This is a genomic window from Desulfosceptrum tomskiensis, assembly GCF_049818055.1.
Classification (GTDB): Bacteria; Bacillota; Desulfotomaculia; order Desulfotomaculales; family JASEER01; genus JBFLVT01.
On record NZ_CP187479.1, the window covers coordinates 503,338 to 522,907 of the forward strand.

The 19,570-nt window shown below is 61.9% G+C and carries 23 protein-coding genes; 22 read left to right on the forward strand and 1 reads right to left on the reverse strand.

What is annotated here, in order from left to right; translation table 11 throughout:
- Window positions 1-10: 10 nt before the first annotated feature.
- From fabK to ACPV0M_RS02600, 13 genes are all read left to right on the forward strand, one after another.
- Window positions 11-964, forward strand: coding sequence for an enoyl-[acyl-carrier-protein] reductase FabK (fabK, locus tag ACPV0M_RS02540; protein WP_425621423.1), 954 nt, complete (start codon window positions 11-13; stop codon window positions 962-964).
- Window positions 961-1,902, forward strand: a complete 942-nt coding sequence (fabD, locus tag ACPV0M_RS02545; RefSeq protein ID WP_425621424.1) for an ACP S-malonyltransferase — start codon at window positions 961-963, stop codon at window positions 1,900-1,902. Before fabK ends, fabD begins: the two co-directional genes overlap by 4 nt.
- A 1-nt stretch (window position 1,903) precedes the next feature.
- A complete protein-coding gene (fabG, locus tag ACPV0M_RS02550) occupies window positions 1,904-2,647 on the forward strand; it encodes a 3-oxoacyl-[acyl-carrier-protein] reductase (RefSeq protein WP_425621425.1) in 744 nt (247 codons plus the stop codon).
- Between the two features lie 99 nt (window positions 2,648-2,746).
- On the forward strand, window positions 2,747-2,977 hold the full coding sequence (locus ACPV0M_RS02555; protein ID WP_425621426.1) for an acyl carrier protein: 231 nt from the start codon (window positions 2,747-2,749) through the stop codon (window positions 2,975-2,977).
- 29 nt (window positions 2,978-3,006) lie between these two features.
- Window positions 3,007-4,251 (forward strand): beta-ketoacyl-ACP synthase II, encoded by a 1,245-nt coding sequence (gene fabF / locus ACPV0M_RS02560; protein ID WP_425621427.1) that lies wholly within the window; start codon window positions 3,007-3,009, stop codon window positions 4,249-4,251.
- A 6-nt stretch (window positions 4,252-4,257) separates the two neighbouring features.
- Window positions 4,258-4,962, forward strand: coding sequence for a ribonuclease III (rnc, locus tag ACPV0M_RS02565; protein WP_425621428.1), 705 nt, complete (start codon window positions 4,258-4,260; stop codon window positions 4,960-4,962).
- Window positions 4,963-5,030: 68 nt separating this feature from the next.
- Window positions 5,031-5,945 carry a signal recognition particle-docking protein FtsY gene (ftsY, locus tag ACPV0M_RS02570; RefSeq protein WP_425621429.1) on the forward strand — a complete coding sequence of 305 codons (915 nt, stop codon included), beginning with the start codon at window positions 5,031-5,033 and terminating at the stop codon, window positions 5,943-5,945.
- Between the two features lie 284 nt (window positions 5,946-6,229).
- A complete protein-coding gene (gene mtnP, locus ACPV0M_RS02575; protein ID WP_425621430.1) occupies window positions 6,230-7,027 on the forward strand; it encodes an S-methyl-5'-thioadenosine phosphorylase in 798 nt (265 codons plus the stop codon).
- A gap of 23 nt (window positions 7,028-7,050) precedes the next feature.
- Window positions 7,051-8,076 (forward strand): S-methyl-5-thioribose-1-phosphate isomerase, encoded by a 1,026-nt coding sequence (gene mtnA / locus ACPV0M_RS02580; protein ID WP_425621431.1) that lies wholly within the window; start codon window positions 7,051-7,053, stop codon window positions 8,074-8,076.
- Window positions 8,077-8,187: 111 nt separating this feature from the next.
- The gene (locus ACPV0M_RS02585) at window positions 8,188-9,396 is read left to right on the forward strand and encodes an adenosylhomocysteinase (protein WP_425622103.1); all 1,209 of its coding nucleotides are present in this window, start codon (window positions 8,188-8,190) and stop codon (window positions 9,394-9,396) included.
- A gap of 5 nt (window positions 9,397-9,401) precedes the next feature.
- Window positions 9,402-10,070: a class II aldolase/adducin family protein gene (locus tag ACPV0M_RS02590; RefSeq protein WP_425621432.1), complete on the forward strand. Its 669-nt coding sequence runs from the start codon at window positions 9,402-9,404 to the stop codon at window positions 10,068-10,070.
- On the forward strand, window positions 10,070-11,383 hold the full coding sequence (locus ACPV0M_RS02595) for an amidohydrolase (RefSeq protein ID WP_425621433.1): 1,314 nt from the start codon (window positions 10,070-10,072) through the stop codon (window positions 11,381-11,383). The genes ACPV0M_RS02590 and ACPV0M_RS02595 overlap by 1 nt, the downstream gene beginning before the upstream one ends.
- 284 nt (window positions 11,384-11,667) lie before the next feature.
- The gene (locus tag ACPV0M_RS02600; RefSeq protein WP_425621434.1) at window positions 11,668-12,843 is read left to right on the forward strand and encodes a class I SAM-dependent rRNA methyltransferase; all 1,176 of its coding nucleotides are present in this window, start codon (window positions 11,668-11,670) and stop codon (window positions 12,841-12,843) included.
- A gap of 43 nt (window positions 12,844-12,886) precedes the next feature.
- Here ACPV0M_RS02600 and ACPV0M_RS02605 read toward each other — a convergent pair whose 3' ends face one another.
- On the reverse strand, window positions 12,887-14,269 hold the full coding sequence (locus ACPV0M_RS02605) for an aspartate aminotransferase family protein (RefSeq protein ID WP_425621435.1): 1,383 nt from the start codon (window positions 14,267-14,269) through the stop codon (window positions 12,887-12,889).
- Between the two features lie 230 nt (window positions 14,270-14,499).
- Between ACPV0M_RS02605 and ylxM the strand changes: the two genes are divergently transcribed.
- From ylxM to lepB, 9 genes are all read left to right on the forward strand, one after another.
- Entirely contained in the window at window positions 14,500-14,835 is a 336-nt protein-coding gene (ylxM, locus tag ACPV0M_RS02610; protein ID WP_425621436.1) for a YlxM family DNA-binding protein, read from the forward strand.
- Window positions 14,836-14,851: 16 nt separating this feature from the next.
- Entirely contained in the window at window positions 14,852-16,204 is a 1,353-nt protein-coding gene (gene ffh, locus ACPV0M_RS02615; RefSeq protein ID WP_425622104.1) for a signal recognition particle protein, read from the forward strand.
- 71 nt (window positions 16,205-16,275) lie between these two features.
- Window positions 16,276-16,518, forward strand: a complete 243-nt coding sequence (rpsP, locus tag ACPV0M_RS02620) for a 30S ribosomal protein S16 (protein ID WP_425621437.1) — start codon at window positions 16,276-16,278, stop codon at window positions 16,516-16,518.
- A 25-nt stretch (window positions 16,519-16,543) separates the two neighbouring features.
- Window positions 16,544-16,771: a KH domain-containing protein gene (locus ACPV0M_RS02625; RefSeq protein WP_425621438.1), complete on the forward strand. Its 228-nt coding sequence runs from the start codon at window positions 16,544-16,546 to the stop codon at window positions 16,769-16,771.
- A 44-nt stretch (window positions 16,772-16,815) separates the two neighbouring features.
- Window positions 16,816-17,241, forward strand: coding sequence for a YlqD family protein (locus tag ACPV0M_RS02630; RefSeq protein WP_425621439.1), 426 nt, complete (start codon window positions 16,816-16,818; stop codon window positions 17,239-17,241).
- Window positions 17,238-17,750, forward strand: a complete 513-nt coding sequence (gene rimM, locus ACPV0M_RS02635) for a ribosome maturation factor RimM (RefSeq protein WP_425621440.1) — start codon at window positions 17,238-17,240, stop codon at window positions 17,748-17,750. Before ACPV0M_RS02630 ends, rimM begins: the two co-directional genes overlap by 4 nt.
- Entirely contained in the window at window positions 17,750-18,502 is a 753-nt protein-coding gene (trmD, locus tag ACPV0M_RS02640; RefSeq protein WP_425621441.1) for a tRNA (guanosine(37)-N1)-methyltransferase TrmD, read from the forward strand. The genes rimM and trmD overlap by 1 nt, the downstream gene beginning before the upstream one ends.
- A gap of 82 nt (window positions 18,503-18,584) precedes the next feature.
- Window positions 18,585-18,932 carry a 50S ribosomal protein L19 gene (gene rplS / locus ACPV0M_RS02645; RefSeq protein WP_425621442.1) on the forward strand — a complete coding sequence of 116 codons (348 nt, stop codon included), beginning with the start codon at window positions 18,585-18,587 and terminating at the stop codon, window positions 18,930-18,932.
- Window positions 18,933-18,987: 55 nt separating this feature from the next.
- A complete protein-coding gene (gene lepB, locus ACPV0M_RS02650; RefSeq protein WP_425621443.1) occupies window positions 18,988-19,518 on the forward strand; it encodes a signal peptidase I in 531 nt (176 codons plus the stop codon).
- Window positions 19,519-19,570 lie beyond the last annotated feature (52 nt).

Below are 19,570 nucleotides of genomic sequence, written 5' to 3' on the forward strand. Positions count from 1 at the left end.
AGGTTGACCGATGATCCGTACAAAGCTATGTGATCTGCTGGGCATAGAGTACCCCGTGCTGCAGGGAGGTATGGCGTGGGTTTCCGACGCCAGGTTGGCCAGCGCGGTTTCCGAAGCGGGCGGTCTCGGCATTATCGGAACGGGTCACGCCCCTCCGGATTTCGTGCGCGACCAGATCAGGAAGGCCAAGGAGTACACGGACAAGCCTTTCGGTGTTAACGTCATGCTCCTTTCGCCCTTTGTCGAGGAAGTTATGAAAGTCATCCTGGAAGAGGGCGTGGCCGTGGTCACGACGGGTGCGGGAAATCCCGGCAAATACGTGCCGGCCCTGCAGGCCAGGGGGACGAAGGTTATCCCCGTGGTACCGTCGGTGGCCCTGGCGAAAAGGCTTGAACGGGCAAAGGTCGACGCCGTTATCGCCGAAGGTATGGAGTCCGGGGGGCACATCGGGGAGCTGACCACAATGGTCCTGGTTCCCCAGGTGGTTGACGCCGTTAAGGTGCCCGTCATCGCGGCCGGGGGTATCGGCGACGGCCGCGGGGTGGCGGCCGCGCTGGCCTTGGGGGCCTCCGGCGTACAGATGGGCACGCGTTTTGTCTGCGCCGAGGAGTGCACGGTGCATGCCAGGGTAAAGGAAGCTATTTTAAAGGCCAAAGACCGCGACACCGTGGTTACCGGACGCCCGACGGGGCACCCGGTTCGCTGCATAAAGAACAAGCTGACGCGCCAGTTTGAAGAGCTGGAAGCGCGCTGCAGGCCCGTCGAGGAGTTTGAAAAACTGGGCATCGGGCGCCTGCGCGCCGCGATGGTCGAGGGCGATACAGAGTACGGTTCGGTCATGGCCGGGCAGATCGCCGGCCTGGTATCCGAGATCAAGCCGGCTAAATTAATCATCGAAGAGCTGATGGCCGGGGCGGTTGAGGTTATGCGCCGCCTTGGCGGTATGGCAGGAGAAGGGCGATGAGGATTGCCTTTCTCTTTCCCGGCCAGGGATCTCAGTATGTCGGGATGGGAGCCGACCTCTACAAAACCTTGCCGGTGGCTCGGGATACCTTTGACGAAGCTGATCGCGTATTGGGCATGGCGCTCGGCGATCTTTGCTTCAACGGTCCCAAAGAGGAATTGCAGAAAACGGTCAATACCCAGCCGGCCGTATTAACGACGAGCATCGCCTGTTATCGCGTCCTTTTGGCAAGAGGCATCCGCCCTGACGCCGTCGCCGGCCACAGCCTGGGCGAGTACAGCGCCCTGGTTGCCGCCGGGGCCATACGTTTCAGTGACGCTGTGCCGCTGGTGCGCCTGCGCGGGCAGTTGATGCAGGATGCCGTGCCGCTTGGCACCGGGGGGATGATGGCCGTTCTCGGCCTCGACGAGCAGCGCCTTGAAGAAGTCAGGCGCGAGGCTGCGGCCTTTGGTTTGATTGAAATGGCCAACTTCAATTGCCCGGGCCAGATTGTCCTGGCGGGCGAAACGCCGGCGCTGGAGCAGGCGGTCAAGCTGGCCAAACAGGCCGGTGCGAAGCGGTCGGTGCTCCTGGCCGTAAGCGGGCCTTTCCATTCGTCCTTGATGCGGGGGGCGGGAGAGCGTCTGGCTCAGGTGCTGGAAAGTGTGGAGATTAGTACCCCGGGCATCCCCGTCGTGGCCAACGTCAACGCCTCCCTGTTGCAGGATGCCAACCAGGTACGGGCCGCCCTGGTGCGCCAGATATACAGCCCCGTGCGGTGGACGGATTGCATCCAGCGGCTCCTGGACAACGGGATGGACGCCTTTATCGAGGTCGGCCCGGGGAAAGTCCTTTGCGGGCTTGTCAAAAAGATCGCCAACCGCGATATTATCCTCCTCAACGTGGAGGATCTGGATAGCCTGGAGAAATCAGTTGCGCGGTTACAGGAGGTTGTCTAAAATGTTGCTTAGCGGCAGAGTTGCCATTGTTACGGGCGCATCGCGCGGCATTGGCCGTGCCATCGCCTTGGAGCTGGCGCGCCAGGGCGCCGATGTCGTCGTAAATTACGTCAGCAACGCTGCAGCCGCCGAAGAGGTCGTAACGGCTATCGGCCTTCTGGGACGCCGCTCGATGGCCTACCGTGCCGACGTTTCCGACGCGGCCCAGGCGGCGGAGATGGTGGAGCGGTGCCTGAAGGAACTGGGGCGCCTCGACATCGTGGTGAATAACGCGGGCATAACCCGCGACAACTTGGTCCTGCGTATGAAGGAGGATGACTGGGACCGGGTTTTGTCGGTCAACCTCAAGGGAGCCTTCAACCTGTCCAAGAGCTGTTTAAAGCCGCTCCTGAAGGCCAGGGCCGGACGCATCATCAACATCAGTTCCGTGATCGGCCTCAGGGGTAACGCCGGCCAGGCGAATTACGCCGCCGCCAAAGCGGGATTGCTGGGCCTGACCAAGTCGCTGGCCAAGGAGCTCGGTTCGCGTAATATCACGGTCAATGCCGTGGCTCCGGGGTTTATCGTGACGGAGATGACCGACGTGCTTCCTAAAGAGGCAAAAGAGAAGATGCTCGGCGAAATCCCGCTCGGCCGGTTCGGCCAGCCCGAGGAAGTAGCCGCCCTGGTGGCCTTCCTTGCTTCGGACGCCGCAAGTTATATTACCGGCCAGGTCATCGCCGTGGACGGGGGCATGGCCGTTTAGAATCCCGGCCCGGCGGTCAAATTGTGTGTAAACCTTGTCTTTATACCATTGTTTTGCATGCCTTCTCCGATCTTTTTCAGGAAGGGGGTGAAAGTAGGGATGAACACATTTGACAAGGTCAAAGAGATCATCGTCGAGCAGCTTGGCGTTGAAGAGGATGAGGTGACTCCCGAAGCTGCTTTCGTGGATGATCTAGGGGCGGACTCGCTGGACCTGGTGGAACTGGTAATGGCTTTTGAGGAGGCCTTTGATACCGAAATCCCTGACGATGAGGCTGAGAAGATCCGGACTGTTGGAGACGCCGTTAAGTATATTCAGGATCGTCAGTAACAGTCTTTCGCCCCCTGGGAGGTGTGGTTTTGCGGGTACGGACAGTAATAACCGGTTTGGGTGTGATCTCCCCTCTGGGGCTGGGTGTCAAAACCTTCTGGGAGGCCCTGGTAGCCGGAAAATCGGGGATCAGGAGAATCACGCAGTTCGACGCGTCGAGTTTCCGCACCCGGATAGCCGGTGAGGTACCCGATTTCGATCCCGTACAGTTTATCGACAAGAAGGAAGCCCGCCGCATGGACCGCTACACGCAATTCGCCGTGGCTGCGACGGGTTTGGCAATCGAAGACGCCGGGCTCGAACTTGACGGCCTGCAGCGCGACCGCGTGGGCGTTATTTTGGGTTCCGGTATCGGCGGGATGCGGACTCTGGAAGAACAAGCCAGGATCCTGTTCGAGCGCGGACCGGACCGGGTTTCTCCTCTCTTTGTCCCGATGATGATCGGCAATATGGCCGCGGCGCAGATCGCCTTGACTTACCGTCTCTGCGGTCCCAACGCTACCGTGGTCACCGCCTGTGCGTCGAGCAACAACGCCATCGGCGACGCCTGCCAGATTCTCCGGCGCGGCGAGGCCGACGTTATGATCACCGGCGGGACGGAGGCGGCCATTACCCCGCTGGCGCTAGCGGGTTTTTGCGCGATGAAGGCGCTTTCCACGCGCAACGACGAGCCGGAAAGAGCAAGCCGGCCGTTCGATGCCGAGCGGGACGGCTTCGTAATGGCTGAGGGGAGTGCTGTCCTTGTCGTGGAGACCGAGGAGCATGCGCTGAAGCGGGGAGCGCGTATCTACGCCGAGATTTGCGGCTACGGCTCCACTTGCGATGCCTACCACATCACCGCTCCCGACCCGGAAGGGACGGGCGCTGCGTACTCGATGGTCAAGGCCATGACCGATGCCGGCATAACGCCGGACGAGGTGGATTACATCAACGCCCACGGGACTTCGACCCCGCTGGGGGACGTGGCTGAGGTCAAGGCGATCAAACGGGCTCTTGGACCCGCTGCGACGAAGGTGGCGGTCAGTTCGTCCAAGTCGATGACGGGCCATCTTTTGGGGGCGGCAGGGGGGATTGAGGCTGCGGCCTGTGCCCTGGCGATCGCCCACGAGGTGATTCCACCGACCATTAACTACGAGCAGCCCGACCCGGAATGCGACCTTGACTTCGTTCCGAACAAAGCCCGTAAGGCTAAAGTGAGAGTGGCCCTTTCCAACGCCTTCGGTTTTGGCGGGCATAACGCCACCCTTGCCCTGAGGCGGTACGAGGGACGGTGAAGGTGAATGACGCCGCCGGTCAGCCTGGACGAACTTCAGGCCGGTATCGGTGTAAGATGGGATAACGAGGAACTTTTGCGTGAAGCTCTTACGCACAGCTCTTATTCATTCGAACATCCCGAGGCCAAAAATAACCAGCGCCTCGAATTCCTTGGGGACGCGGTGCTGGAAATACTTATCAGTGACTATCTTTTTACGCTGCTCCCCCACAGTAACGAAGGCGAATTGACCAAGATCCGGGCCACCGTGGTATGCGAGCCCGCGCTTGCTTCGGTGGCGCGTGCTCTCGGCCTGGGCGCGGCCTTGCGCATGGGGCGCGGGGAGGAAATTTCGGGCGGGCGGGAACGCCCTTCCGTTCTCGCCGACACTTTTGAGGCTGTTCTGGGCTCGCTTTACCTGGACCAGGGGCTCGAAGCCGCGCGGCGGTTCGTCGTGGCCCACCTGGGGCCGCTGGTGGAGGAGGTTCTCCGCGGGAGACGCGATCCGGACTACAAGACGCGCCTGCAGGAACTCCTGCAGCGGCGCTCGCCGGAGCCGATCCGCTACCTGATCATGCGGGAGGAAGGCCCGGATCACAACAAGCTGTTTACGGCCGGCGTCGTCTATCGCGGGCAGATCCTGGGGGAAGGGACGGGAAGGACCAAGAAGGAAGCGGAGCAATACGCGGCCAGAGAAGCACTGAGGCGATTTGAAAACGAGCAGCATCATTAAAAACAGCCTACAGGGACGCGATGCGCTCTCGCGGGAGCGCGGGCAGTCCCTTTTTTATGGAGGACGGCATGGGTTTTTTCAGCAAACTGAAGCAGAGCCTGACCAAGACGCGCGAGGCCATCTCCGAGAAGGTGGAGGGCGTCATCTACGGGAAAACGACGGTGGATGAGTACCTGTATGAGGACCTGGAGGACGTCCTCATCCAGTCCGACGTGGGTGTCTCGACCTCGATGGCCTTGGTGGAAAAACTGCGCGAGGCTATGAAAGAGTGCCGGTCCGACGACCCGACAAAGCTGCGCCCGCTCCTTAGGGAGAAGATCGCCGAGCTTTTTGCCGGGGACGGCGTAGCCGAGCTGAATGTCGAGGCGCCTCCCCCGGCGGTGATTATGGTAGTGGGCGTGAACGGGACCGGCAAGACCACCACGATCGGCAAGCTGGCATACTTACTCAAGAAGAGGGGCAAGAAGGTCCTGCTTGCTGCCGGCGACACGTTCCGGGCGGCGGCCATCGAGCAGCTCGAAGTCTGGGGACAGCGAGCGGGCTGCGAGGTCATCAAGCATCGCGAGGGCTCCGACCCCGCCGCCGTGGTCTTTGACGCTATCCAAGCCGCGCGGGCCCGGAAATACGACGTTGTAATCGTCGATACGGCCGGGCGCCTGCACACCAAGTCCAACCTGATGGAGGAGCTTAAGAAGGTCTTCCGCGTGATCGGGCGGGAGGTCCCCGGCGCGCCGCACGAGGTCCTGTTGGTCCTTGACGCAACGACGGGACACAATGCCATTACCCAGGCCGAGATGTTCAAACAGGCCGTGGGAGTTACGGGGGTCGTGCTTACGAAGCTGGACGGGACGGCCAAAGGCGGCATCGTCGTGGCCATCAAACAGGTGCTGGACATCCCGGTTAAGCTCGTCGGGGTCGGTGAGGGCATCGAGGACCTGGAGCCTTTCGATCCCGGGGAGTTTGTTGAAGGGCTCCTCGGATAAGTATTTTGTCACTCTTATCATTATATGGTTCGTTGCAACGGGGCGGGCTTTTAGCCTGCCTTTTCGGTAGTCGTAGTTATGGATTCGCTGTCGCGAATCCCTACTATCCCGACGACCGACGACCGCTTACCGGCGACCGAATTGGACGTCCTCGCCGGACTTAAACGGGCACCTCGCCTTCGTTTAGTGAATGCTGTTTTGGGAGGAAATATAGGGTAAAGAAACGAATACTAGCAGGTAGCTTAAAACACCCTAACGTTAACTTGCAGAAGGAGGACGCCAAGGTGCCGGTGCACATCGCTGTGATCGGGGGAACCGGGGTTTACAGCCCCGATATTCTGAGTGACGTCCGCGACCAGACGGTCCAGACGAAATACGGTGACGTGACCTTGAAGGTCGGCAGGTTCAAGGACCGCGAGGTGGCTTTCCTGGCCCGGCACGGCAGCGGGCACACCGTGCCGCCTCACCTGGTCAACTACCGCGCCAATATCATGGCCCTGAAGAAGCTGGGCGTGCAGTGCATCCTCGCCACTGCCGCCGTCGGCTCGCTGAACCCGGCGATGAAGCCGGGCGACATGGTTTTCGTGGACCAGTTCCTGGACTTTACGAAATCCCGGCCCCAGACCTTTTTTGAAGGCGGGGAGGACGGCGTGGTCCACGTCGACCTGACCGAGCCCTACTGCCCCGAGTTGAGGGACGTGCTGGCCCGTTCGGCGTGGACGCTGAGGCTTTCGGCACACTCTGGAGGCACGTACGCTTGCAGCGAAGGGCCGCGCTTCGAGACCCCCGCCGAGATCAACATGATCCGCCAGCTTGGCGGCGACCTGGTCGGGATGACCGGGGTGCCCGAAGTCGTCTTGGCGCGGGAAGCCGAGATTTGCTACGCGACGATAGCCATGGTCACGAATTTCGCAGCCGGGATCTCCCCGGCCCGCCTGACCCACCGCGAGGTCGTCGAGGTGATGGAGATTAACGCGGAAAACTTGCGCAAGCTGATCATGTACGCCGTGATGGCCATCGACCCCGAGCGCGCCTGCGCTTGCCGCTGGGCCGTGAGCGGGGGCCCGGTCGGCAAACGTTGACGCCCGCAAGGAGTGTGCCTTTTATGGAAACCATGTACTTTAAGGACGGCAAGCTCTTCCTGCTGGACCAGACCAGGCTGCCGGAGGAAGTGACCTACGAGACCTGTGCAACCTACCAGGATGTGGCCGGGTGCATCCGGGATATGAAGGTCAGGGGAGCCCCGGCGATCGGGGCCGCCGCCGCTTACGGCATGGCGCTTGCCGTCCTGGCGAACGAAAGCGCCGACAGGGACGAGCAGACGGCGGCTCTTAAACGGGCTGGCGAGGAACTGCTGGCCACGCGTCCGACAGCCGTCAACCTGCGGTGGGCGGTTGAACGGATGCTGGAGAAAGCCAGGGCTTATACCGGCTCCCCGCAGGAAATGGCCGGAGCCCTCCTGGCGGAAGCCGAGGCGATATTCAGGGAAGACGTAACCTGCAACGAACGCATTGGCATGTACGGGCAGGAGCTCGTCCCGGACGAGGCGCGGATTTTGACGCACTGCAACGCGGGCGCTCTGGCCACCGCCGGTTACGGGACGGCCCTCGGGGTGATCAGGGCCGCCAGGCAGGCCGGCAAGAAGATTACCGTCTTTGCCGACGAAACGCGGCCGTTCCTGCAAGGAGCGCGCCTTACCACTTTTGAACTGATGAAGGACGGCATTGACGTCGTGCTGATTACGGACAGCATGGCCGGTTACCTGATGAACAGGGAAGGCGTCGATCTCGTCATCGTGGGTGCCGACCGCATCGCGGCCAACGGGGACACGGCCAATAAAATCGGCACTTACGGCCTGGCCGTCCTGGCCCACGCTCACGGCATTCCTTTCTATGTGGCCGCTCCCCTTTCGACGGTGGACTTCCGCCTCGAAAGCGGGGAGGCCATTCCTATCGAGGAGAGAGCGGAGGAAGAGGTGACTTACTTCAGGGGGCGGCGCGTGGCGCCGGAGGGCGTCAGGGTGTGGAACCCGGCGTTTGACGTTACCCCCCACCGGCTGATTACGGCGATCATCACCGATGCGGGCGTCGTCCACCCACCCTTCAAGGAAGGGCTGGCCCGATTCGGTTAGCAGCAGGCGGTCGTCGGAGTCGGGCTGCTGCCTGACGACCGACGACGAATGGACAGGAGGGACACCGTGGATTACGAGATTCGCGACCCGGAACTCGCCCCCGAGGGCCGGATGAAGATCGACTGGGTGAAGAACCACATGCCCGTCCTTAACGCTATCCGCGCCGAATTTGAGCGGGACCGGCCGCTTGAAGGAGTCAAGGTGGCCTTGAGCATCCATCTGGAGGCCAAAACGGCTTACCTGGCCGAAGTGTTGCAAGCGGGGGGCGCCGTCATGGCCGTGACGGGTTCGAACCCTCTTTCCACGCAGGACGACGTCGCGGCCGCCCTGGTGAAAGCGGGGATCAGCGTCTACGCGTGGTACGACGCTTCACCCGAGGAGTATAACCGGCACATCGAGCGCACCCTTTCCTTCGGCCCGCAGATCGTCATCGACGACGGGGGCGACCTGGCGGCCATGCTTCACGGTGCCCGCCGGGACCTTGCTCCGGGGGTATGGGGCGGCTGCGAGGAGACGACCACCGGCGTGCTCCGCCTTCGCGCTCTCGAGCGCGAGAAACGGCTGGCCTTTCCGATGCTGGCCGTCAACGACGCCCACTGCAAGTATCTTTTTGACAACCGCTACGGCACCGGGGAGTCCGTGTGGTCGGGCATCCTGAGGACCACTAACCTGCTGGTCGCCGGTAAGACCGTCGTGGTGCTGGGCTACGGCTGGTGCGGACGGGGGGTGGCCATGCGCGCCAAGGGTCTGGGGGCTAACGTCATCGTCTGCGAGGTCAATCCCGTCCGGGCTATCGAGGCGGTAATGGACGGCTACCGGGTGATGCCGAGCCTCGAGGCGGCCAAGGAAGGCGACATCTTCATCACGGTTACCGGCTGCAGGGACGTTTTGCGCCACGACCATTTCATGGTCATGAAGGACAAGGCCGTTCTTGCCAACGCCGGGCATTTCAACGTCGAAATTTCACAGCCGGACCTTGCTGAATTGAGCGTAACCCGGAGGACGGTGCGGCGGAACATCGAGGAATTCCTCCTGGCTGACGGGCGCCGGCTTTACCTCCTGGCCGAAGGGCGGCTGGTCAATCTCGCGGCGGGCGACGGGCATCCCGCGGAAATCATGGATATGTCCTTCGCCCTCCAGGCCCTGTCCGCCAGGTATATGCGGGAGCACGCGCGTGAACTCGAAGCGCGGGTTTATACCGTTCCTCCCGAACTGGACCGGCGGGTGGCCGAATTGAAACTGACCTCGATGGGCATCGCCATCGACCGGCTGTCCGAGGAACAGGTCGAGTACCTTTCCGGTACGGCCGGGGAGGAGTAAGGCCGTTGGGCCCGGCGATACAGAAAGCCAGGGAAGACCTGGCCAGGGTCGGGCGCCAGGTGGCCGGGGCGGGCCTGGTGACCGGGACGTGGGGCAACCTTTCGGTGTACGTGCCTGAAGAGGGCGCGGTGGTCGTCACCCCCAGCGGGCTGGGCTACGACCGCTTTAACCCGGGGGACATGGTCGTGGTCGACCTGGACGGGCGGATTCTGGACGGCGCGCTGAAGCCGTCGACGGAGTTGGCCCTGCACCTGGAAATATACCGCGCCCGCGACGACGTCCGGGCCGTGGTGCATACTCATTCGATGTATGCCGCCGCCCTCGCCGTGGCCGGGGTGGAGCTTCCCGTCATTCTTGAGGAACTGGCCCAGGTGATCGGGGGAACGGTGCGGGTGGCCGGCTACGCCATGGCGGGCACGCACGAACTGGCCTTCGCGGCCGTGCAAGCCCTGGGAAGGGTCAACGCCGTTCTCCTGGCCAATCACGGGGTTGTCGGCGTCGGCCGGAGCCTCGATGAAGCCCTGCAGGCCTGCCTGACGGTGGAAAAGGGCGCCAAGGTCTACCTGCTGGCCCGGCAGGCCGGGAAACCCGGGGTGCTGAGCGACGCTGACGTGCGGGCCCTGCGCTCTTTTTTTGTAAAGGCCTACGGGCAGAGATCAGGGGGAGAAAGCTGATGAGACTGCTGCTGCAAGGGATGACCGTCCTGCCCATGACCGGGGCGGAGGTTATTGAAAACGGCGTAATCGGGATTGAAGACGGGAAAATCGCGTTCGTGGACCGGCAGGGCCCCGTATCCGAAAACTTCTTCGCCGACGAGGTCATCGACGCGCGGGGGATGGTCGCCACTCCCGGGCTGGTCAACTGCCACACCCACGCGGCCATGGTCCTCTTGCGCGGTTACGCCGACGATATGCCGTTGATGCCCTGGCTCAATGAAAAAATCTGGCCCATCGAGGCCAAGCTTGTCGCCGAGGATATCTACTGGGGGACGCTGCTGGCCTGCGTAGAGATGATCCGCTCCGGCACTACGACGTTCGCCGACATGTATTTCTATATGGACCAGGTGGCCAGGGCCGTCGAGGAGACCGGCATGCGCGCCTCCCTGGCCCGGGGGCTGATCGGCGTCGCGCCCAACGGAGCGGATGCCCTGGAAGAAAACATTGCTTTCGTCCGTGAATGGCACAACGCGGCCGGCGGCAGGATTACGGCCATGCTGGGTCCGCACGCGCCGTACACCTGCCCCCCCGACTACTTGCGGAAGGTTACAGCGAAGGCGGAGGAACTCGGCGTGGGCGTCCACATCCACCTGGCCGAAACCAGGGCTGAAGCCGGGGAGATCGCCGGGCGGTTCGGCAAATCGCCCACCGTCCACCTCGCGGAAACAGGATTGTTCGAAGTCCCGGTGCTGGCCGCACACTGCGTCCACCTGGGCGAGCGGGACATCGAGGTGCTGGTTTCGCATCAGGTCGGTATCGCCCACAACCCCCAGAGCAATATGAAACTGGCCAGCGGTATCGCTCCCGTCGCCCGTCTGCTCGCTGCCGGCGCGCGCGTCGGGATCGGCACGGACGGGGCTTCGAGCAACAACGACCTGGACATGGTGGAAGAGATGCGCACCGCCTCCTTCCTGCAAAAGGTCGCTCTCGAAGACCCCACTGTTCTTCCCGCGCCCCAGGCGGCGGCGATGGCCACCCTGGGCGGAGCGCGGGCGCTGCACCTGGAAAAGGAGATCGGCACCCTGGAGCCAGGCAAGAAGGCCGACGTCGTCCTCTGGGACTGGAGCGCCGCGCACCTTGCTCCGCAGCACGACGTCTTCGCCCACTTCGTTTACGCCGCCCATGCCGGCGACGCCCATACCGTGATCATCGACGGGCGAGTGGTGATGCGCGACCGCCGGATTCTGACCGTGGACGAGGGTGCCGTCATCGAGCAGGCGGGGCAGTGCGCCCGTCGTCTCGTCAGGGCCGTTGCGGAAGACGCGTCTTAGTTATCGCGCCTCGATTGCGCCGCGCGCAGGCTTGAGGTAAGCTTAGCAGAGGGGGCGATACGATGGGCGAAAACGATCTCCTGTACATCATCGGCATAGGCGTCGCTGTTATCATTCTCCTGCGCGTGATCAGGGGCGGCGGGTGATGCGGGTAGCGGCACCTGGATGGTGCTACTGTAAAGCCGGCCTCCACGTGTCTGTTATAGGACCTGTGGGGGCCTGTTTTATTCCGGGCCAAGGGCATAATACCATTCATAAAGGCTCACCCAGCGAGGAGGAGTTTCATGCAGGAAGTCAGACTGACCGGCGGCCGGCCGCACCGGGTCCTGGCTGGCCACCCCTGGGTCTACCGGACCGAGGTGACCGGGATCCCCGGGGACCTGGAGCCCGGCGCCATCGTCGACGTGCTCGACGACCGGGGCCGTTTCGTCGGGCGCGGCTACGCCAATCCCGCCTCGCAGATTTTTGTCCGCATCCTTACCCGGCTCAAGGACGAAAAGGTGGACAGGGCCTTTTTCCGCAGGCTGCTGGAAACGGCCGTCGCCTACCGGGAGATGTTCGTGCATGACACCACGGCCTACCGCCTGGTGAACGCGGAGGCCGACTTTCTTCCCGGGCTGATTGTCGACCGTTACGGGGACTACCTGGTCGTGCAAACGCTGGCGCTGGGCATCGCCCGCCGCCAGGACCTTCTGGCGGATCTGCTGGAAGAGCTTCTCCGGCCGAAGGGGATCTACGAGCGCAACGACGTCAGCGTCCGGGGCCTCGAGGGGCTGGAGCAGGTCAAAGGCCTGCTGCGGGGCACGCTGGAAAAGCCTGTTGTCGTGGAGGAGAACGGCATCAAACTGGTCATCGACATCGAGGACGGGCAGAAAACGGGCTTTTTCTTGGACCAGCGCGAGAACCGCCTGGCTGTCCGCAGCCTGGTCAAGGGCGCCCGCGTACTCGACTGCTTCTGCTATGCCGGGGGGTTCGCCGTCAACGCCGCCGTGGCCGGGGCCCGGGAAGTAGTCTGCGTGGACGTTTCCGCCGGCGCCCTGGCCCTGGCCAGGGAACACGGGCGGATCAACAACGTCGAGGAACGCATGGCTTTCCGGGAAGGGAACGGCTTCGACGTCTTGCGCGACCTCGCCGCCGAAGGGGAGCGGTTCGACGTAGTGATTCTCGACCCCCCGTCTTTCACCAAGTCAAAAAGCGCCGTCGAGGGCGCCCTGCGCGGTTACAAGGAGATCAACCTGCGGGGCCTGAAGCTCATCCCGCCGGGAGGGTTTCTCGTCACCTGTTCCTGTTCCTACCACGTAACCGAAGACCTGTTTACCGCCGTTGTCGCTGAGGCCGCCCGAGACACCGGGCGGCAGTTGCGCCTCGTCGAGTTCCGCAGGCAGGCCAAGGACCACCCGATGCTGCTTTCAACCCCCGAGACCTATTACCTCAAGTGCGGGATTTTTCAAGTCTGGTAACAAAAGTAAAGCGGGCGCCGGGATGGACGGCTGCTTTTTGACATTACCGGCGGCTAAAGACCGCCCCCAGGCCTTTGGCGGCTAGCCCGAGGAAGCTCTTGCTGCGGGACAGGACGTCCTCGATGGCGTCCACCGTGCGGTCGATCTGCTCCTTGGTGACCGTAAGCGGCGGTTCGAGGCGGATCACGCTGGGGTTATTCAGGGTGTACACTGTGGCGATGCGGTGTCTGTTGATGAGTTCCACGGCCAGCAGGGTAGCCATGTATTCCTCCGCAAGCTTGTCGAGCACCCCGAAGGAGAGCTTGTTCACCAGGCCGGTGCCCTTGTCGCTCAGTTCGAGCCCGATTAAAAGCCCGCGGCCGCGCACGTCCTTGATCACCTGGTACTTTTCTTTGAGCGCGCGCAACCGCGCAAGGAAGTACTCGCCCTTTTCGCGGGCCTGTTCAATCAGTTTTTCGTCCTGGATGATCTCGAGGGTGGTTATCCCTACCGCGCAGGCGATGGCGTTGCCCCAGTAGCCGCCGAAGGTAGAGCTGTGCATGATGGCCCTGTCCAGGGAACCGTAAGCCTTGCGCCAGTGCTGGTCGAGAGTGACGTAGGCGCCGGCGGCCACCATGCCGCCGCCCAGGGCCTTGGCCAGGCAAAGGACGTCGGGAACGACGTCCTCCCACTCGCAGGCGAACATCTTGCCGGTCCGTCCCAGGCCGGTCTGCACCTCGTCCGCGATCAGCAGCGCACCGTGTTTAGTGCAGAGCTCGCGGGCTCCGGCCAGGAAGCCGGGCGGAGGGACGATGACGCCGGCCTCCCCCTGAATGGGTTCGACGATGAAGGCGGCGACGTTGCCGCCGGCGAGTTCCTTTTCCAGGGCGGCAAGATCACCGTAGGGTATGGCGGCGGTCGGCTGAAGGAGGGGCTCGAAGGGCTCGCGGTACTTTGTCCGCCCCATTACGGAGAGGGCCCCGAAGGTCTTGCCGTGAAACGCCCCGTGGCAGTAGACGAACTTGGGGCGGCCCGTCACGGCCCGGGCCAGCTTGAGGGCACCCTCGACGGCCTCCGCCCCGCTGTTGCAGAAGAAAGTGCGGCAGAGGTTTCCGGGGGTGACCCTGGCCAGGTTATCCGCCAGGGCGGCCGGGAGATGTTGCATGGCCGTCTGCATGATCTTGGGATACTGCTCGACACGCCTGACGGCATCCAGGAGCCGGGGGTGGTTGTGCCCCAGGCTCACCGAACCGTAGCCGCCGACAAAGTCAAGGTATTCATTGCCCTGGACGTCGTAAAGAACGCAGCCCTCGGCGCGGACGTACTGGCGGTCGAACCGCAAGGCCGCCTCGGTGGCGGCCATCGAACCGCTAAGATAGGCCTTCGACTTCTCGATTACCTCGTTCCTGCTCAGTTGCAGGGCTTGTTCCAGTCTGATCAGCTGCATGGACGATACCTCCGTAATGCTCAATGCACCTGTATTGACAGGCCGATCAATCTACGGCTTTTGGAATTATAAGCATATTCTAACTCTTCAGCCGCCACACGGCAAACTGTTTCGCCATGCGTTTCGCGGCTTGACCTGTTCCATCCTTCCTCCGGCGGCGAACCAAAAGCTTGACAGTCTGGATCGGATTGCATAAAATCAGCCTGTAAAGTAAAATTGCTTGATAAACAATGTTGAACGAAAGAGTACGCATCAGCCTTTTATATGATTTTTACGGGCCCCTGCTGACCGACCGGCAACAGGCGGTGTTTGAGCTCTATTACGAGCACGACCTTTCGTTGGGGGAGATCGCCGGGCAATTCGGGGTCACCCGCCAGGCCGTGCACGACATCCTGCGGCGGTCGGGCGAGATTTTGGAGGAGTACGAGCAGAAGCTCGGTCTCGTCGCTCGGCACCTCGAACGGCGGGCCGCCCTCGGAAAGGCGCTGGATCTGCTGGCAGGGAGCAATGAAGAACAGTCTGTCCGGGTGCGCGAGATTTTGGAGGAAGTGCTCAGAGAAGATTAAGCGAGGTGAGGTGCCTTTGGTATTTGCCAGCCTGGCGGATCGACTGCAGGGTGCCTTTAAGAAATTAAAAGATAAAGGCAAGCTGACCGAGGCCGACGTCAACGAGGCCTTGCGGGAGGTCCGCGTGGCCTTGCTCGAGGCCGACGTAAACTTCAAGGTTGTTAAGGATTTCGTCAACACCGTACGCCAGCAGGCTATCGGCCAGGACGTCATGTCCAGCCTGACGCCGGCCCAGCACGTGATTAAGATCGTCCACGACGAGCTGGCCCGCCTTATGGGCGGCCAGAACGCGCGCCTCAACGCGGCGCCCAAGCCCCCGACGGTGGTAATGCTGGTGGGGCTGCAGGGTTCCGGCAAGACGACCACCTGCGCCAAGCTGGCCAACCTGCTTAAGAAACAGGGGCGGCGCAGCCTGCTGGTGGCCTGCGACATCTACCGGCCTGCCGCCATCAAGCAACTGCAGGTGCTCGGGAGCCAGCTCGACGTTCCGGTATTCACGCTGGGCAGCGACAGCGCGCCGGCTATCGCCGAGGCGGCCATGGAGAGCGCGCGGAAGGGCGGCTTCGACTTTGTGATTGTCGACACCGCCGGGCGTCTGCACATCAACGAAGAGCTGATGCAGGAACTCGAGCAGATCAAGCAGCGCGTCAAGCCGCACGAGATCCTGCTCGTGGTCGATGCGATGACCGGCCAGGACGCCGTGACGGTGGCCGAAAGCTTCCACCAGCGCCTCGGATTGGACGGCGTGGTCTTAACCAAGCTGGACGGCGACACCCGCGGCGGCGCGGCGCTCTCGGTCCGCGCCGTCACCGGCTGCCCCATCAAGTTCGCCGGCATTGGGGAAAAACTCGACGCCCTTGAGCCGTTCCATCCTGACCGGATGGCCGACCGCATCCTGGGCATGGGCGACATGATGACCCTTATCGAGAAGGCGCAGGCCGCCTTCGACGCTGAGGAGGCGGCCCGGCTCCAGCAGAAGATGCGGAGCGCCGACTTCAGCCTGGAGGACTTCCTGGACCACCTGCACCAGTTCAAAAAGCTGGGCCCGCTCGACCAGGTGCTGGGAATGATCCCGGGGTTTTCTTCCATGACGAGGAAGCTTAAGGACCTGAAGTTTGACGAGAAAGAACTGGTGACGGCCGAGGCGATTATCAACTCCATGACGCCTTACGAGCGCCGGAATCCGGACCGCATTGACGGCAGCCGGCGCCGGCGCGTGGCCCGCGGCAGCGGAACCTCGGTGCAAGACGTAAACAAACTTTTGAAACAGTTCGAGCAGACTAAAAAGATGCTTAAGCAGTTCAGCGACTGGGGAAAGTCGGCCAAGAAGGGCGGCAAGAGGAGGTTCCCGAAACTGCCGTTTATGTAAAAGTGTTTGGGTTTTCTTAATGCCTTGGTTGGCAATATAAAGCATGAGACAGTGAAAGGAGGTGACAATGGTTGGCAGTTAAGATTAGGCTGAAGCGCATGGGCGCCAAGCACGATCCCTACTACCGTATTGTTGTGGCCGACGCCCGCTCCCCTCGTGACGGTCGCTTTATCGAAGAAATCGGTTTTTACGATCCTCTGGGCAAGAACGAGCAGCTCAAGATCAATGAGGAGAAAGCCAGGGCCTGGATGGCGCAGGGCGCCCAGTTGACTGATACGGTGAAATCGCTCTTTAAGAAGGCCGGCCTTAAGTAAAGTAGCCCGGGAAAGGGGATAAGCCGTGGAAAGACTAGTCGAAATCCTAGCCAGGGCCCTTGTGGATAAGCCCGATGAGGTCAACGTGCGGGTTGTCGAAGGCGAGGACGGGATGGTCATTGAACTTCGCGTAGCCCCTGAGGATATGGGCAAGGTGATCGGTAAACAGGGCCGGATCGCCAAAGCCATCAGAACCCTCGTTAAGGCATCGGCGACCAGGCAGCGCAAGAGGGTAACCGTGGAAATAATTTAAGGGGGCCGTCGCCCCCTTAACCCGCGGTTGGGGAGGTTTAATTTTTGGACAGCATTGTAATTACACGCCCGGTTACGGTCAAGGTGATCCTGACCGAGGAGTACCGCAACGACCTGCTCAAGCAGTGCGACATCACGATCAGGAAGAACGACATCGAGATCCAGCGGCTGGAGTTTCAGTTGAAGAAAGCCCTTGCCGAAGCAGAACCCGCTCAGGCCGCCCAGATCCGGCACCAGTTCGACCTTGAGAAAAAAAAGCGCATTGAGAGCAAGCAGAAAATCGCCGAGCAGGTGCAGGCGCTCAAAGACCTGCCCCTGGGAACGGAACTGATCCAGGGGCGCGTCGAGAGCATGGTCGAGGTCCGGGTGGGTGACGACTGGCGCAAGCTGGCCATGGTCGAGGTCGTCGTTAAGGACGGCAAGGTGGTCGAAATCCGCGAGGGACAGTGGGGAGAGTCTCCGCCGCAATGAGCGGGGAGTTAATCGCCATCGGTAAAGTGGTCAACACGCAGGGCCATCGCGGGGCCGTGCGCGTTTTGCTGCTTACTGATTTCCCCGAACGGTTTCTCGAACTCGATTCTGTGATCCTTGTTCAGGGAGAGCGGCAGACGGTGATGCACGTCGAGCAGGCGAGCCTTCACAAGGCTTTTGCCGTTCTCAAGTTCAGGGAAATCGAGGACATGAACGGCGCGGAGGCCGTCAAGGGGGCCGTCCTCAAGCTCCCGCGCGAAAAGCTGGTTCCGCTGCCCGACGGCCGGTACTACATCTTCGATATCGTGGGGCTCGACGTGTTTACCGTGGACGGCAAGCTGCTGGGGAAGGTCAAGGATGTCCTCCAGACGGGGGCCAATGACATCTACGTCGTCGCCGGGACCGATGGCAAAGAGGTTCTGATCCCCGCTTTGAAGCAGGTGGTGCGGGAAATCGATCTTGAGGGCCGGCGCATGCAGGTCGATCCTCCCGAGGGGTTGCTGGACTGATGATCTTTGACGTGTTGACCCTGTTTCCGGAGATGTTCGAGGGCCCGTTTCAGGCCAGTATTCTGAAGAAAGCCCGGGAGCGGGGACTCCTGGAGATAAACCTCTTCGACATCCGCGACCACTCCCGGAACAAGCACCGTACCGTCGACGACACGCCTTTCGGCGGGGGCGGCGGAATGGTGATGAACCCGGAGCCGGTCTGCCGGGCGGTGGAACACGTTCGTTCCCTGCGTGGGGAGACATGCGGCCCGATTATCCTGATGTGTCCGCAGGGAAGGCGGTTTACCCAGGGCGTAGCGCGGGAACTTGCCGCTCGCGATCACCTGGTCCTGGTCTGCGGGCACTACGAGGGGATCGACGAGCGGGTCAGGGAGCTGATCATCGACGATGAGATATCGCTCGGCGATTTCGTTTTGACCGGGGGCGAACTGCCGGCCATGGTCATCGTGGATGCCGTCGCCCGCCTCATCCCCGGGGTGCTCGGCGAGCCCGGCGGCGCCGAGGACGATTCCTTCGCCAGCGGCCTTCTCGAATACCCGCAGTACACGAGGCCGCGTTCCTATGCCGGGCTCGACGTCCCCGGCGTGCTCATCAGCGGGCATCACGGGGCCATCGCCGGGTGGCGGCGGGAAGAGGCACTCATACGCACGTTGGCCCGGCGGCCGGACCTGTTGCAGGGCGGAATGACCGCCGAGGACAGGGATTTCCTGCGCAGGCTGAGGGAAAAGATTGACGCCCTCTTGCCGGACTGAGGTGGGAAAACCTTGCAATCTCTCGGAAACGTGTGGTAAAATACCTGATAGTTGTGATTGAGAAACTAAGGAGGCAACACCGATGAGTCTTCTGCGATCCGTGGCTGAGGAACAGATGAAGAAAGACATCCCTCCGTTCCGGCCCGGTGATACGGTACGCGTCCACGTTAAAGTTGTTGAAGGCAGCCGCGAGAGAATCCAGGTTTTTGAAGGGGTGGTCATTCGCCGTCGCGGCGGGGGCCTCAACGAGACCTTTACGGTGCGCCGGGTTTCTTATGGTGTCGGCGTGGAGCGCACTTTTTTGCTTCACTCGCCCCGTATAGACCGCATCGAGGTGGTGCGGCAAGGGCGCGTCCGGAGGGCGAGGCTTTACTACCTGCGGGGATTGCGCGGCAAAGCGGCGCGCATCAGGGAGAGAGACAGATACTAGAGACGGGGGACTGCAAGGCAGTCCCTTTTTGACATTACGACTGGGAGGAGTAATGTTGTTTAAAGTCGATCGCCAGCGCGGTTCGGTTCTTGGCGAGCTGTTCGAGTCTTTAGCCATTGCCGTAGTCCTGGCCGTGATTATCCGCCTGTTTATCTTTCAGCCCTTTTTCATTCCTTCCGGTTCTATGGAGCCGACGCTGATGACGGGCGACCGGATCATCGTTTCCAAGTTCAGCTACCACTTCAGCGAGCCCAAACGGGGCGACGTCATCGTTTTCAAATACCCCAAGGACCCGAAAAGGGCCTTCGTAAAAAGGGTGATAGGCCTTCCGGGCGAAACGGTGCAGCTCAAAGACAGCAAGCTGATCGTCAACGGCCGGGTCGTAACGGAAGACTACCTGCCGCCGGGGTTGGAGTTCAGCGATTTCGGCCCGCAGACCGTCCCCCGGGACATGCTCTTCGTTCTCGGTGACAACCGCAACAACAGTGACGACAGCAGGGTTTGGGGCTACCTGCCCCGTGGAAACCTCATAGGTAAAGCCGTCTTTGTTTACTGGCCTTTAACCCAGATAGGCCTCGTTAGGTAAACGTTCAGGCGCCCTTTTAGGCTATAGGGCCGCCGACCGGTCGGATGGTGAC

Excerpts from the sequence above, each read along its gene's own strand:
- fabK (WP_425621423.1), top strand. The coding sequence starts at position 11 with ATGATCCGTACAAAGCTATGTGATCTGCTGGGCATAGAGTACCCCGTG.
- fabD (WP_425621424.1), top strand. The coding sequence starts at position 961 with ATGAGGATTGCCTTTCTCTTTCCCGGCCAGGGATCTCAGTATGTCGGG.
- fabG (WP_425621425.1), top strand. The coding sequence starts at position 1,904 with ATGTTGCTTAGCGGCAGAGTTGCCATTGTTACGGGCGCATCGCGCGGC.
- ACPV0M_RS02555 (WP_425621426.1), top strand. The coding sequence starts at position 2,747 with ATGAACACATTTGACAAGGTCAAAGAGATCATCGTCGAGCAGCTTGGC.
- rnc (WP_425621428.1), top strand. The coding sequence starts at position 4,258 with ATGACGCCGCCGGTCAGCCTGGACGAACTTCAGGCCGGTATCGGTGTA.
- ftsY (WP_425621429.1), top strand. The coding sequence starts at position 5,031 with ATGGGTTTTTTCAGCAAACTGAAGCAGAGCCTGACCAAGACGCGCGAG.
- mtnA (WP_425621431.1), top strand. The coding sequence starts at position 7,051 with ATGGAAACCATGTACTTTAAGGACGGCAAGCTCTTCCTGCTGGACCAG.
- ACPV0M_RS02585 (WP_425622103.1), top strand. The coding sequence starts at position 8,188 with ATGAAGATCGACTGGGTGAAGAACCACATGCCCGTCCTTAACGCTATC.
- ACPV0M_RS02595 (WP_425621433.1), top strand. The coding sequence starts at position 10,070 with ATGAGACTGCTGCTGCAAGGGATGACCGTCCTGCCCATGACCGGGGCG.
- ACPV0M_RS02600 (WP_425621434.1), top strand. The coding sequence starts at position 11,668 with ATGCAGGAAGTCAGACTGACCGGCGGCCGGCCGCACCGGGTCCTGGCT.
- ACPV0M_RS02605 (WP_425621435.1), bottom strand. The coding sequence starts at position 14,269 with ATGCAGCTGATCAGACTGGAACAAGCCCTGCAACTGAGCAGGAACGAG.
- ylxM (WP_425621436.1), top strand. The coding sequence starts at position 14,500 with ATGTTGAACGAAAGAGTACGCATCAGCCTTTTATATGATTTTTACGGG.
- rimM (WP_425621440.1), top strand. The coding sequence starts at position 17,238 with ATGAGCGGGGAGTTAATCGCCATCGGTAAAGTGGTCAACACGCAGGGC.
- trmD (WP_425621441.1), top strand. The coding sequence starts at position 17,750 with ATGATCTTTGACGTGTTGACCCTGTTTCCGGAGATGTTCGAGGGCCCG.
- rplS (WP_425621442.1), top strand. The coding sequence starts at position 18,585 with ATGAGTCTTCTGCGATCCGTGGCTGAGGAACAGATGAAGAAAGACATC.